The organism is Staphylococcus sp. GDH8C109P (genome assembly GCF_017893405.1).
GTDB lineage: Bacteria > Bacillota > Bacilli > Staphylococcales > Staphylococcaceae > Staphylococcus > Staphylococcus cohnii.
The window spans coordinates 235,821-250,084 of record NZ_JAESMX010000009.1; the positions used below are offsets into that span (position 1 = coordinate 235,821).

Consider the following 14,264-nt stretch of genomic DNA (forward strand, 5'->3'; position numbering starts at 1 on the left):
TTCTGATTTTATTCATTATTTAAAGATGTTATTTACCATATACTATGCTTTAACTAACCAGTCCATAACACGTTTAATGGCAAAGTCCCAATAAGCATAATCATGCTCACCAGGTCCATCCTCAAAACAATATGAAATTTGCTTTTCATCTAGATATTTAATGAATTTTTTATTATCTTCATGTAGCGCATCTTCTGTACCACACATGATTAATAAATCTGGTATCTTTTTATCTTGTTGAATAGCCTGATCAACCAAATAATACGGATCCAGTTCATTATCTGTTGCGTTTTTAGAGACGCCTGCAATAGCTTCTCCGGAATAATCGTACCAATCATAATCCATAAACGCCTGAGCATCAAATACAGCCGATAAGGGACAAGCTTTAGCAAATCGATGTCCTTCAGCTAATGCAAACTTAATCGTTCCATAACCACCCATAGAATGACCTGCGATAAAATTATCTTCTCTCTTTTGTGACAGAGGTAAAATTTGATGCGCATAATCAAGTACTTCTAATACATAGTCATAATACTTATGACCAAAAACCATATTACTATAACCACTGTGATCTGCATTAGGCATAATAACTGCAAGTTGATGCTCATTCGCATAGCGCTCGATACTTGTATAACGCATATATGAAGTTTCATCACTGGATAATCCATGTAGTAATAAAAGCGTTTTTAATGGCTTAGGTTGCGTACTTTTTTTGAAATAACTTTCATCTTCTGGAAGAATCACCATAAAATGATGATGCATACCTATTGTTTTTGAATTATAATTAATCGATAATAATGCCAATGATTTCACGACCTTCTATTCATTAATACTTTGTGGTTTTTGTTTACTTCTTTTTTCTGCTTTATGCGATGGGTCTAAACGTTTTTCCAATAATCTTAAACCTACATCAATAATGATAGCAATTAATGCGATTGGAATCGCACCAGCTAAAATAAATGTTGTACCATCTGTAGCATTTGTACCTCGGATAACGATGTCACCTAATGTAGGTGCACCAATAAATGAACCGACTGCTACAACTCCAATTGCAACAACAAGTGCTATTCTTAATCCACCCAATATTACAGAGAGTGATAAAGGTAACTCAATCATTCTTAGCACTTGGTTTCGCGTCATACCCATACCTTTACCAGCATCTTTAATATTCGCATCAACACCCATGATACCTGTATAGGTATTTTTTATGATCGGTAATAGCGCATATAAAAATACTGTTACTACGACCGTAGTGGTACCCAATCCCATAACGAGCATGAGTATCGCTAACATTGCAATAACTGGAACGGTTTGAATAATATTAGCGATGGTAATAATAACGCCAGAAAATTTACTATATCGTGCAATCAGGATACCAATTGGAATACCAACAATAGATGCAAATAACACACCATAAACAGACATTAATAAATGTTTTAAAAATAAATCCCAAAGGTAGCCATAGTTGACTGAATAATATTCTACTAATTGTTGTAATAAATTACCTTCCATTAGCTTTGACCACCTTTCTTATCATTTTCAAAATAATTATGTTCTTTTAAGAAGTTCTCAGCAACTACTGCTGGTTCTTGTCCTTCACCATCTGCTTGATAATTAAGTTTTTGCATTTCAGATGTCGAAACTTTTTTGTCTAGTTTATTGATGATTGGTTTTAACTCTGGATGTTTATCTAACAATTCATTCGTAGCAACTGCACTCGCATCATATGGTGGGAAAAACTGTTTATCGTCTTTTAATACTTTTAAGTCATATGCTGCAATACGCCCATCTGTTGAATAACCTACAGCTACATCTAAATTATTAGAGTTTAATGCATCATATACTAAACCAATTTGCATTGGTCTGATAGTATCAAACTTAAAACCATATTCTTTTGTAAATCCAGGATAACCGTCACCTTCACGGTTTAGCCAAGAACTATCTACACCAAGTTTAAGTTCTGGATGTTTTTTCAAATCAGATACAGTTTCTAAATTATATTTTTCTGCTGTTTCTTTAGTGACCATAAACGCATAAGTGTTAGCAAAACCATAAGAGTTAAAGAACGTTTGATCGAATTTTTTTTGGAAACCATCTTGAGTTGCTTTCATAGCTTTTTTAGGGTCTTTAATCGGATCTTCATTTAACGCACCAGTTAAATCTGTGCCATTATACCTAGCACCTGACATATTCGCGTCACCATTTACTAATGCATTGTGCTGAATCGTACTCGATCCTAAATTATTAATTAATGTTGGCTTAATTTTGCCATTTGTATCGTGTTCTATTAATAGTCTCAGCATATGAGACATAATTTGTGATTCACTTGTTGCAAGTGCTGTGATTTTGACATCTTGTTCTGAACTGTTGCCACCTAATCCCGGTAAACTACATCCAGATAAGACCGTCAGACACAACACAAGCACAATAGCATATTGTTTCAATTTCTTCATAATGTCCTCCTCAAATTATCTGGATACTTTTAATCCCTTAGGTACAGCCCATCTTTCTACCAGTGATAGTAAGAAATCTACGATTAACGCCAAAGCAGTAACTAATACTGCTGCACTTACAATCATTAGTGGGTCATACAAGTTTAATCCATTAAATACAAAGTCACCTAAACCGCCTGCGCCTACATAACTGGCTAAAGTTGCCCAACTAATTACGTAAACAGAAGATAAACGAATACCTCCTAATATAAGCGGTAAGGCTAACGGTAATTCCACATCTTTCATTAATTGAAAGCGTGTCATACCCATACTTGTGCCTGCTTCTTTAATGTTGTCATCTATGTTTTGTACACCTAATACAGTATTGTTTAATATTGGTAATAATACATAAATAAATAATGCTACAATTGCAGGTAATTTACCCACACCAAAAATTGGAATCATTACTGCCAATACTGCTAATGTTGGTATCGTTTGTAACACACCAGCAATGGTAAGCACAACATTAGATGTTCTTTTCATTTTTGATAATAAAATACCTAATGGTACAGCGATGACGATAGCAATTAACAAAGCGATGATTGAGATATAGAAATGTTCAACTGTTTTCGATATCAGTTGCCCACCATACTGCTCTACAAAGTCTTTCATTACTTATCAGCTCCTACATTATCGGGCTCAACAATAGCATTTTTTTGTGCACTGACATTTTCATCTAATTCGCCCCAAATACTATCGTAAACGATATCGACTAAGTTTGCTCTCGTAACTAGTCCAATCAATGTCTCTTCATCACTATCTACAACTGGTACATTTCTTACATTTCGTTTTAAGATGGTACGCACTGTATCTTGTAATTTACTATCTACTCTTACTCTGTATATATCACGCTGCATCGTATCAATGAGTTCTTTATGAGCACGCAAACCTTGGTTAATATCTTCTATGTCTAAATATCCAAGTAATCTATCATTATTACCAACGACAAATAATGTATCGACACGTCGATCTCTCATAATTTTAACCGCTTCATTTAATGAATTATCCGCATGAACGGTTACTGGTCGTATCATTGCATCTTTTACAGTTCTCATATTTGGTCTATCTTGGATTAATCTGTTTTGACCGATAAAATCACGTACGAAATCGTTTGCAGGATGACGTAAAATATTATCTGGTGTATCAAATTGAACGACTTTTCCTTCAGACATAATACAAATTTTATCTGCCAATTTAATCGCTTCATCCATATCATGTGTGACAAAAATAAATGTTTTACCTAATTTTTGTTGCAGTTCTTTAACTAAATCTTGTAATGTATCTCTCGTAATTGGATCTAGCGCACCAAATGGTTCATCCATTAAAATGACGTCTTGTTCAGCTGCTAAAGCACGCACAACACCAATACGTTGTTGCTGTCCTCCAGACAGTTGTGAAGGATATCTATCTAAGTATTCTTCTGGTAAATCTACTAATTTTATCAATTCTTTAGCTTTTTTCTCTTTCTTTTCATCAGACCATTTTAATAATTTAGGTACTAAGACTATATTCTCTTTAATTGTCATATGAGGCATTAATCCAATTTGTTGTATCACATAACCAATTTTTCTACGTAATTCAACGGCATTCATTTTGCGAACATTTTTACCGTTGATTGCAATTTCACCTTCCGTAGCTTCAATCATTCTATTTATCATTCTTAAAGCAGTGGTCTTCCCACTCCCACTTGTACCGATAAATGCAATAAATTCACCAGATTCGATTTCCAATGAAATATTATCTACGGCTTTTTTTGTTCCACCATAGACTTTAGATAAGTTTTTTATACTTAACATGTGTTAATTCCTTTCTATATTTGTATTTTCATTTAATATTTCATTTATAAATATAGGGCTAACTGTGGATGTTATACAAATCCGAAAATAAGTAAAAACATGTAGCACAACTAGCCCTACTTTATTCATGTGTTGGTCAAAAATATCAATTTTGACTAATTTTTTCATCCTATATATTAAGATAACTCAACAAATGAAAATAAACAATTTATAACCGCAAGTTTTGTTAATTAAACTATTGAAATTAATTATCAATTCAATAGCTCAAAACAATGTTTTAAAAATATTATTTTCGTTTTATGCCAATTAATCGACCTAATTCTTTTGGCGCTTCATGAATCGTTCCAACTTTAGCATAATCATCTATAGCATTTTTTATTTGTTCAGGGAAAGCTGCTGGTCTTCCTATTGTAGTGTCCATTCCCATAAGCATTACTTCATATGTTGCGCAACGGTTATTTTGAGCATCTACTAAAGTCATAAAAACATGTAAACGCTTGGTATCATAATCATATAAGCTTACGTTGACAGTAATAAGTTCATCTACGTTTATTTCTTTTAAATACACCACATGATTTTCTAAAGTGAACACTGTGTAATTCAATTTTTTAATTGTATTAATATCTAAACCTAATGATGCCAGCCACGCATCTGTAGCATCACTAAATACTCGATTATACTCAGCATCATTCATGTGCTGATTATGATCTACCCAAATATCTTTAACCGTGGTTTGATATTGAAATTGAGACATATGATCCTCCATTTATTTAGGACTTTTTTTCATCGATGCAGTATCTTCAGGCCAATATGCTTCTGCTAACTTTTTCACTTTAACTAGGAATTCATTACGTTTTTGGTCTAGTTCTGACATTGTTTGTCCTTGGGAAGCTGTTTCACACCCATTTACTACACTATCGTATAAATCCTGTGTTAATTCAGGCGCAATTAATTTTGTCCATGGTTTTTTCAATGCTGGACCAAATTGTTTTAACATATGGCGCATGCCGCCTTCTCCTCCAGCAAGATGGAATGTCATAAATGGACCGTATTGTGCATAGCGTAGTCCTGCTGCATGTGTAAATGCTTTATCTACTTCTTCAGTAGTCGCTATTCCTTCATTAACGATGTGTAGAGATTCTCTCCATAACGCTTCCATCAATCTATCCGCTATGTGTCCTTCAATTTCATGTCTGACATGTAGTACATCCATACCAATACTTTCGTATACTTTTTCTGCTTTTACTGTGACAGCTTCAGCTGTTTGTTTACCAGGCACAATCTCAACTAATGGTAAAATGTATACAGGATGGAACGGATGTGCAACAACTAAACGTTCAGGATGTTTTAAATTTTGTTGTAATTCTGAAGGCATAATACCAGAAGTACTAGAACCAATAATGGCATCCTGACGGGCATAGGTATCGATTTCTGTTAATACCTGTGCTTTCAGATCTTCAATTTCTGGAACGTTTTCTTGAATATGATCTGCATCTTTAACAGCTTCTTCTAAACTTACCGTAAACGACAAATTATCTAAAGACGCGCCCTCTGCTAAACCTAATTGCTCAGCATATGGCCAATTTTGTTTCACTTGTTTTAACATTCTTTCATAAGCGCCTTCACTTGGATCTGTTGCGATTACTTCGTGCCCATGCGCTAAAATACGCGTAATCCAGCCACTACCTATAACGCCTGTACCTACAACTGCAAATTTCATTATTTGCCTCCTTTTGGATCTCTAAGTTGATATTGCTCACGCGCTTCAGCTGGCGTCATCGGTTCGATATCTAATTCTTTTAATATTTCTACTGCACGTTCAACAAGTTGTTCATTAGAGGCTTTTACGCCTTTTGATAAATACAAGTTATCTTCTAAACCTACACGGACATTTCCGCCACGTTTCGCCGCTTCTTCTACAGTTGGTAATTGCATTCTTCCAATTCCAAATGCTGACCAATGTGCATTTTCAGGAATACGTGTTTTAAAGTATTCAATTGTCTCTGCATCGTTTTCAGCACCCCATGGGATACCGAGACAGAATTGGAACATTGGTTCTCCTTCAATAAGACCTTCGTTAATTAATTGTTTTGCAAATGAAATGTGTCCACTATCAAAACATTCTAATTCAGGCTTTACACCTGCATCTTTTACTAATTGCGCTTGTTTTCTTAACCAATCAGCTGGACTTAAGTAAACAGCGTCACCCATATTCACACTACCACAATCAAGTGTGCACATTTCTGGTAATAATGCGCCAATTGCTTCATGTCTTTCTTCAGGTGTTTGCATATCTGAACCTTCACCTGCTGTATATGGATCTTCAAGGTTAGGAATAAAATCTCCGCCACCACCTGAAGTAATGTTAATAATAATATCTTCATCAGCTTCTCTTATTAATCTTACTGCTTCTTTAAAGAATTCAACATCATGGCTGATGCCGCCTGTTTCTGGGTCTCGCGCATGAATGTGTGCAACAGTAGCGCCTGCCTTTGCACATTTAATTGCTGAATCTGCAATTTCTTGAGGTGTTACAGGAACACTTTTATTTTTTTCTACAGTATCTCCAGCACCTGTTAAAGCTGCTGTTAGCATAACTTTTTTCATATATAAACCTCCAACAGAGTTTTGATCACAATTGATAGTGTACCAACCGGACGGTTTAGTTTCAACCCTTGAAACACCTAAAAAAAGGGATAAGTGATGATGTACCATCACTTATCCCTATATTATCAACGCTTTCAACGAATTAGAAATTTAATTATTTTTTTATAATTTTAATTTTTTCATGCATCTCTTAATTCAATTTGCTTGTTTTCTGTGTAAGATGTTAGTCGTTCTAAAACTTTTGCTCTCATTGTTTCATCTAATGCATCTAATCCAAATATTTCCGATAACCACAAGCCATCCACTGCTAATCGTATAATTGTTGCATCGACTTTATCAATACCATCATTTTCAATTTTATCTTGCCAATCTTTATAGGTATCTTGTAGCGGCAACAATAAATTACTATTTATACCCTGTGCAGCTAGCATGCCAGAAGTAATTGATGCATTTTCTGAACGGTGTTCTCTAGTAGCTTCAATAAATGCGCGCAATAATTTGCCAACTTCTTGTGACTCGTTTTTAACATGTTCATTCACATTATTTCGATACAACTCATCTGCATGATCCACAAGTCCTTGTATCAATGCGAATTTATTTTTAAAATGATACAGTAAACCGCCTTTACTAACACCAGCTTTTTTAGCAACTGCATCAAGTGTTAAATACTCACTACCTTGTTCATTTACGATAGCCGCTGCTGCTTCTAATAGTTGAATACGCTTAGACACTCTTGCCATATCTACACCTTCTCTTACAAAATATTACTTTGTTCATCTGCTATATCTATATTCGAGCAAACTATAAACGATAAATGATAAAGTTGCAACATTATTATAATTTTTACAAACTACGTTTTGTCCATTTTTACAGAAATACGAAGGTTTGGTTAAACAAAAATATGTTTCAAGTTTTTTGAAAATACGCTTAAAAGATTTTGATAATCACAGGCACTTTTGTTGTCATTGATACCCTAAGTTACACTATAGCTAAAATTGGCTACTTATCATTCATGCCTTTACCTTCTAAGATATGATTGATATATTTTTCGACTCTATTTTTCCTTGTTGAAGCACGTTTAGCATCACCAATATAAAACATATACTGACGTTGTCTTCCTGGTGTTAAATTATTAAATGCTTCTTTTAACTCTGACGACGCTTCTAATTTATTTTTCAATTCTTCTGGCATATCGAAATCTTCCGTCATTTTCATCGGTACTTTTTTACCTGATTTTTCTACTCTAATGGCTTCTTCAACATACCAAGCGATTTCCTCTTTACGTTGTTCTATTTCTTCTAAACTTTCAAATCTTAATTGTCTAGCAGCTTGAACATTTTTTGTTTGTTGAATTAAAGTATGATATGGATCTTCCATAATAGCGCCTTTTTCAAATAATAATGCACAATAATATTTAAAATCTTGAATGATAACTATATTTTTATTGTCCAAAGTATAACATGGATGCATCCATTTATAATCCTCTGTTAATTCTGTTTGACTGATTATATTTCTTAGTACTTTAAATGCATCTTGCCATTGATCTAAGCGCTCAATAAACGCATCTACTTTATCGTTTTTAATTGATTCACTCATAACATACCGCCTTTTATTTTAATTTTACTATAAACATATACATTTAATCTATACATTCTTTTATATTATGTTATATCCTAATTTCCTAAAATATAAAACGATTTGATGCTCTTCAGAATTTAAAATATTGCTTCAGCCCCTTTTAAAATTAGAACAATTATTTATTGGCATTTTTTACACGCACCTGAAAAAACGCTTCACTAGCATAATAATACAATTCAAAAAGCACATTTGTTTTACTTATAATTTAATATAAGTAAAATTATATAATTATTTATATATATAACTTATACACGCCTATTTTCTCTGTTACACTTATAATTAATCATTTTTTGAAGTGTGAACAATTTTTTGTTCAGTTTTTTGTAAGCGCTTTAATACTTGGAGGGGATATTTTATGCAACAAGAGAGTGTTTGGCTAACAATTATGGGGTTAATTATTATTATTTCCATTGTTGGATTATTAATTGCTAAACGTATTAGTCCAGTTGTGGGTATGATTTTAATACCAAGTTTGGGTGCATTAATATTAGGTTACAATATTGGTGATTTAGTAAAATTTTTTAATAGTGGTTTAGATCAAGTTATCAACGTCGTCATCATGTTTATATTTGCAATTATATTCTTCGGTATCATGAGTGACGCTGGGTTATTTAAGCCGTTAGTAAAACGTTTGATTTTGCTTACTAGAGGTAATGTTGTAGTTGTCTGTATTGCAACTGCAATTATCGGAATATTCGCGCAACTTGATGGTGCTGGCGCAACAACATTTTTATTATCAATACCTGCATTATTGCCTTTGTATAAGGCGCTAAATATGAATCGTTATCTATTACTTTTATTGCTCGGACTGAGTGCATCGATTATGAACATGGTGCCATGGGGTGGCCCTATGGCTCGTACAGCTTCAGTGATTAATATTAAAAATGTAAACGAATTATGGTATGGTGTCATACCAGTTCAAATCATCGGTTTTGTTTTAGTTTTACTATTCGCTGTATTTTTGGGTTTTCGAGAAAAAGCAATCATACAACGTAAAATCAATTCAGGAGAAGTATCTAATACACAAGACGTAGATATACATAAATTGGTTGAAATATATGAACAAGATCAAGATATTAAATTTCCGATTCGTGGCGTTGCTGTTACTAAGCCTTGGATTAATTGGATCAACGTCATACTCACGCTTGCTATCATTGTAGCAATGCTAACTAATATCGCACCGCCCGAATTTGCATTTATGATTGGTGTTGCGATTGCTTTAATTATTAATTTCCCAAATGTAGACGAGCAAATGAGCAGACTTAAGGCACATGCGCCAAACGCACTTATGATGGCAGCCGTAATTATCGCTGCTGGTATGTTCTTAGGCGTATTGAATGAAACTGGTATGCTTGAAGCAATAGCAGTAAGCTTTATCCATATTATACCAAACGCCGTTGGACCATACTTACACATTATTGTCGGTATCTTCGGTGTTCCACTAGATCTATTAACAAGTACGGATGCTTATTATTTCGCTATCTTACCTATTGTAGAACAAACAGCCGGCCAGTTTGGTGTATCGTCTGTATCAACAGCATATGCAATGTTAATTGGAAATATTATCGGTACGTTTGTCAGCCCATTTTCACCTGCGTTATGGTTAGCGATTGGGCTTGCCGAAGCAAATATGGGAACATATATTAAATATGCTTTCTTTTGGATATGGGGATTTGCCATCGTCATGTTAATTATCGCTATGTTCATCGGTGTAGTAACATTTTAATTTATGAACTGTGTTTATTTAGTAAAAACATTTGCGCAAAAATGATTAATGGGAGTGGAACTGAAATTACATTTCATTGTTCCACTCCCATTTTTCATTTATATATAGCTTTATTTTGGAGTCATACATAATGATTGACCAATGCTCCAAATCACTATGCTTTATTGTACTTAGCGACATTTTTAAGGCTAATCACTAAAATAAATGCTACTAATGCAATTGCAGCTGAAAAATAAGTAGTTGCGTAAACATTTAAGTTCGATACTACTAATCCACCTACAATACCACCGATACCAATACCTGCGTTTAAACTAGACATATTCCAACTCATCACTTGACTCGTATCACCTTCAACATGCTCTATAATGCCACTTTGCACAGCTGGATTAGTACTCCATTGCATAATATTCCAGATAAAGATAATCATGAGTAACAAACCAGTTCCTGGTAAAAATATATTAAGCAGTAGCATCATAACAATAAACACAGCTGTCGCAATGACCAACCAACGTTTGCTTGTAAGTCTATCTGATAAAAAGCCACCCATTGATGTTCCGATTACTCCTGCAATACCATTGATTAATAATGCAATTGAAACAAATGATAATTGATGTCCACCGGAAAGGATTAAAGGATTAATATAAATGAAAGTAACCGAGTTGGCTACTAATAATAAAAACGTGATGCCCAAATATTTTGTAACTTCAACAGGTCTTAACACTTTGGAATAAGTATTTGAACGACTTGATCCTGTGTCTGTCTCAGTGTTTGATGACAGATGATCACTTAGTTTTGGAATATAGATATACATTAAGATGCCTACGAACAAACTAATAATTACAATAAATAAAAACGTATATCTCCAACCAACTAAATCACCTATCACTGTCCCAATCGGCACACCAAAAACATTTGCACCGCTAAAGCCAGAATAGACAATGCCGATCATTTTTCCTCGGTGTTGTGGTGCAGTTAATAATGCAGTTAAAGCTAATATTTTAACCACGATTAAAGCTGCAGCTGCAGATGATAAGATACGTCCAATAACTAAAATAGAAAAATTAGGCGCAATTGCAATAATAATATTGCCTACAACAAATGCAAACAGCGCCCATAATAAAACCATACGTGGTGAAAAACGATTCGTTAACTTAACTAAAATAGGTCCTGCTATTGCAAAAGTAATTGCGTATAATGTAACTAATTGTCCGATAATTGCTTCAGAAACATGCAAATCACTACTCATCAAATTCATAATACCAGCAACCATCATTTCAACCATTCCAACAATAAATATACTTAGTATAAAGGTAAATATGCGCATGACTGACATAAATATCCTCCTCTCTTTTATGTGATTTCAAAATTCTATAACTGCTACATTATAAACCATTCGTCAATATATATGAATACTTAGCAATACATGTTCTTAAATTCATTTCAAAAAACAGGAAACAGAAGAGGCATCAAAAACCATTTTGATACCTCTTCACGTTCCCTGCCAATCTCAGCTTAAAATTTCGCATAAAATAGATTTGACTATAGAAATTAAAATAATGTTCATGATAACAAACATGTATAAAATACGTTTAGCGATTGTCTTTAGGGATATGTCGCGCAATTAATTGATCTCGTTCATTAAAGAATTGACGATAACTTAAATATGTTGCAATCAACGCTGACATAATAGTGGCTGTCGTATGAATGAATACTACTAATAGCTGAAATTTTACAGCTTCCAATGGATCTACACCACCGATAATCAACCCTGTCATCATACCTGGTATCGAAACAATACCATACGTTTTTACTGAATCTATCGTTGGCACAATTGCCGTTTTGATACTTTCACGTATTGTTCCTTTGGAAGCGCGTTTTGGATTTGCACCTAATGCTAATTTGGCTTCGATTTGACTCATTTCTTTAACAAACTCACGATCTAAATTCTGATACGCAAGATTGATTGCAATCAAACCATTGCTTCCAAGCATCCCTGCAATTGGAATCACTTCATTAGGTTTGAATTCAATTGCGCCCGTGACTACAATACCCACTAATGGTAAGGCTACGCCAATAAAGATTGCGATAAAAGAAATCCAAAACACATGATGCATAACGGGTGAAGCTCTACTTATCGTATTCCATGATGCATTGATGATGATGATTAATACAAATAAAAGCAACAACCATGTTTGGTTTACATCAAATATAAAATGCAGTAAATAACCTAAAATAACTAATTGAACAACTGCTCTTAACGTTGCAATGAGTAAATCTTTAATGATATGCAACTTTTCTTTGTATGATACAATGATTGGAAAAAGAAGGAGTGTCGCAGTAAGCACTAATGCTGTGGTACTCATCATAATTCCTCCTCCTTCTCAATCTGTCCATCCACAATTCTAATGCGTTTTTGAAAATGTCTCATACTTTGATCATTACTATGTGTAATCCATAAAATTGTTATACCTTCATCTGCAAGTTTAAAGATTAAAGATTCAATTTTCTCACTATTATGTACGTCTAATGCACTTGTTGCTTCATCTAACAATAATACTTTGGGTTTATACATTAACTGTCTCGCTATCGTTACACGTTGACGTTCTCCACCAGAAAGATGATTTACGCTCGTATCAAAGCTATAATGACCTAACCCAACCGACTTCAAAAGTGATTTGGCTCTTTTACGATTGAACTTGTCATTTCTTATTTGTGCAGGGAAAGCTAAATTATCACCAATGGTACTATCAAACAAATCACTTTCTTGTAATAAATAACTAATTTCCATTCGTAACTTTTCTGGATTAATATTTTCATATGCTTGATTATTAAAATATAGTTCTCCTTCTGTAGGACTTATCAAATTATTTATCAAACGTAACAATGTACTTTTGCCGCTTCCTGAAGGCCCAACAATCGCAATAGTTTCTCCAGCTTTGATTTTCAAATTAATACTGTTAATAATTTGTCGGTTATCTATCCGATATGAAACATTTCTGAGCTCTAACATTTTGAACCTCCTAAATAATATATGGGTTATACCCTATTACGACGATTTAATATCTTGTCATTATTTCGTTAAACCGTTTTATTCAAAAACATACGTTAAATATCATACGCTAACATTATTTTAAAAATACAATCGCAATAAAAGAGATAAAATTGTTAAAAGCATGCAATGAAATTGATACAGCTAGGTTTCGCCCACTTTTCAAATACACAAACACCAATCCAATCGCAATAAAAATATAGCTTCCTATTTCAAATGGTGATGTAGCCCCTAATACATGAATACCTGCAAATAATATGACAGATAATACACTTGCAGCAGCATATGTGATTTTCTTACCTAATTCATGAATGATTAGATGTCTAAATAATAACTCTTCAATAATCGGCGTCAAAATAACAATATCTAAAAATAAAAACGGGAGCATCCAATTGTCTCGAAACAGCGCTTCTAAAATCAATTGATTTTGCGTTTCATTATACTGTAATGACTTAGGTAACAAAGTCATAAGCCAATCATATAAATTATTAAATACGAGGGTAAATATGTATACCATAAAAATAATCAAAATATATTTGCGTACTGCCTTAAACCTATCGATCGCAATTGCTGTAACATTTTCTTTAATATGCATTCCATAAAAACTTAATATGATACATATTTCAGCAATAACACCACCAAAAATCAGTATATTCATATCGCTCAAATGATATTTGCTACCTATGTTAAAAATGCCATATGATGCGATTAAAAGCAGCGCTAATATAAGCGGTATAAGATAATTGGCAATGATATAAATAGGGATTAACCAAAAGTCCCTTTTAACAATCTTCTGATGCTGCCAAATATTCTTTTTAGTTAGTTGTGTTGTTAATGGCTTATCAGTCATATGTCACCTTCCTTGTAGCTATTTAACCATAATATAACACAATGCTTTATCATTTTTATAAGTTGATTTACCTTTTCTTTTTGAAAAAAGAATAAATCATTCTGTC

The 14,264-nt window shown here is 33.6% G+C and carries 15 protein-coding genes; 1 reads left to right on the forward strand and 14 read right to left on the reverse strand.

Translation table 11 applies throughout. The annotated features are described in order from the left end of the window. Window positions 1–42 precede the first annotated feature (42 nt). The 10 genes from KA867_RS03030 to KA867_RS03075 all read right to left on the reverse strand — a co-directional run bounded on the left by KA867_RS03030 (window position 43) and on the right by KA867_RS03075 (window position 8,491). Window positions 43–804: an alpha/beta hydrolase gene (locus KA867_RS03030; protein WP_107384086.1), complete on the reverse strand. Its 762-nt coding sequence runs from the start codon at window positions 802–804 to the stop codon at window positions 43–45. A 15-nt stretch (window positions 805–819) separates the two neighbouring features. Continuing rightward, window positions 820–1,512: an ABC transporter permease gene (locus tag KA867_RS03035; RefSeq protein WP_107504613.1), complete on the reverse strand. Its 693-nt coding sequence runs from the start codon at window positions 1,510–1,512 to the stop codon at window positions 820–822. Then, on the reverse strand, window positions 1,512–2,453 hold the full coding sequence (locus KA867_RS03040; protein ID WP_107386343.1) for an osmoprotectant ABC transporter substrate-binding protein: 942 nt from the start codon (window positions 2,451–2,453) through the stop codon (window positions 1,512–1,514). Before KA867_RS03040 ends, KA867_RS03035 begins: the two co-directional genes overlap by 1 nt. 15 nt (window positions 2,454–2,468) lie before the next feature. Beyond that, the gene (locus KA867_RS03045) at window positions 2,469–3,104 is read right to left on the reverse strand and encodes an ABC transporter permease (protein WP_107386342.1); all 636 of its coding nucleotides are present in this window, start codon (window positions 3,102–3,104) and stop codon (window positions 2,469–2,471) included. Continuing rightward, complete coding sequence (locus KA867_RS03050) at window positions 3,104–4,288, reverse strand: betaine/proline/choline family ABC transporter ATP-binding protein (protein WP_107384090.1); 1,185 nt, start codon at window positions 4,286–4,288, stop codon at window positions 3,104–3,106. The genes KA867_RS03045 and KA867_RS03050 overlap by 1 nt, the downstream gene beginning before the upstream one ends. 286 nt (window positions 4,289–4,574) lie before the next feature. After that, complete coding sequence (locus KA867_RS03055) at window positions 4,575–5,042, reverse strand: thioesterase family protein (RefSeq protein ID WP_119535460.1); 468 nt, start codon at window positions 5,040–5,042, stop codon at window positions 4,575–4,577. A gap of 12 nt (window positions 5,043–5,054) precedes the next feature. Next, window positions 5,055–6,008, reverse strand: a complete 954-nt coding sequence (locus tag KA867_RS03060) for a 3-hydroxyacyl-CoA dehydrogenase NAD-binding domain-containing protein (protein ID WP_210137018.1) — start codon at window positions 6,006–6,008, stop codon at window positions 5,055–5,057. Continuing rightward, the gene (locus KA867_RS03065) at window positions 6,008–6,895 is read right to left on the reverse strand and encodes a beta-keto acid cleavage family enzyme (protein WP_107384093.1); all 888 of its coding nucleotides are present in this window, start codon (window positions 6,893–6,895) and stop codon (window positions 6,008–6,010) included. Before KA867_RS03065 ends, KA867_RS03060 begins: the two co-directional genes overlap by 1 nt. Before the next feature lie 179 nt (window positions 6,896–7,074). After that, window positions 7,075–7,635: a TetR/AcrR family transcriptional regulator gene (locus KA867_RS03070; protein WP_107504610.1), complete on the reverse strand. Its 561-nt coding sequence runs from the start codon at window positions 7,633–7,635 to the stop codon at window positions 7,075–7,077. Window positions 7,636–7,894: 259 nt separating this feature from the next. Further along, window positions 7,895–8,491: a YdeI/OmpD-associated family protein gene (locus KA867_RS03075; protein ID WP_210137019.1), complete on the reverse strand. Its 597-nt coding sequence runs from the start codon at window positions 8,489–8,491 to the stop codon at window positions 7,895–7,897. A 397-nt stretch (window positions 8,492–8,888) separates the two neighbouring features. Here KA867_RS03075 and KA867_RS03080 point away from each other — a divergent pair, with 397 nt between their 5' ends. Beyond that, on the forward strand, window positions 8,889–10,259 hold the full coding sequence (locus KA867_RS03080) for a CitMHS family transporter (RefSeq protein ID WP_210137020.1): 1,371 nt from the start codon (window positions 8,889–8,891) through the stop codon (window positions 10,257–10,259). A gap of 154 nt (window positions 10,260–10,413) precedes the next feature. On the opposite strand, the gene KA867_RS03085 is transcribed toward KA867_RS03080, so the two are convergent. The 4 genes from KA867_RS03085 to KA867_RS03100 form a co-directional block, all read right to left on the reverse strand. Then, complete coding sequence (locus tag KA867_RS03085) at window positions 10,414–11,592, reverse strand: MFS transporter (RefSeq protein WP_210137021.1); 1,179 nt, start codon at window positions 11,590–11,592, stop codon at window positions 10,414–10,416. Window positions 11,593–11,848: 256 nt separating this feature from the next. Continuing rightward, a complete protein-coding gene (locus tag KA867_RS03090) occupies window positions 11,849–12,622 on the reverse strand; it encodes an ABC transporter permease (RefSeq protein ID WP_107384117.1) in 774 nt (257 codons plus the stop codon). Beyond that, complete coding sequence (locus KA867_RS03095) at window positions 12,622–13,269, reverse strand: ABC transporter ATP-binding protein (RefSeq protein WP_107384098.1); 648 nt, start codon at window positions 13,267–13,269, stop codon at window positions 12,622–12,624. Before KA867_RS03095 ends, KA867_RS03090 begins: the two co-directional genes overlap by 1 nt. 115 nt (window positions 13,270–13,384) lie before the next feature. Beyond that, window positions 13,385–14,158, reverse strand: coding sequence for a CPBP family intramembrane glutamic endopeptidase (locus tag KA867_RS03100; protein WP_107384099.1), 774 nt, complete (start codon window positions 14,156–14,158; stop codon window positions 13,385–13,387). Window positions 14,159–14,264: the final 106 nt, after the last annotated feature.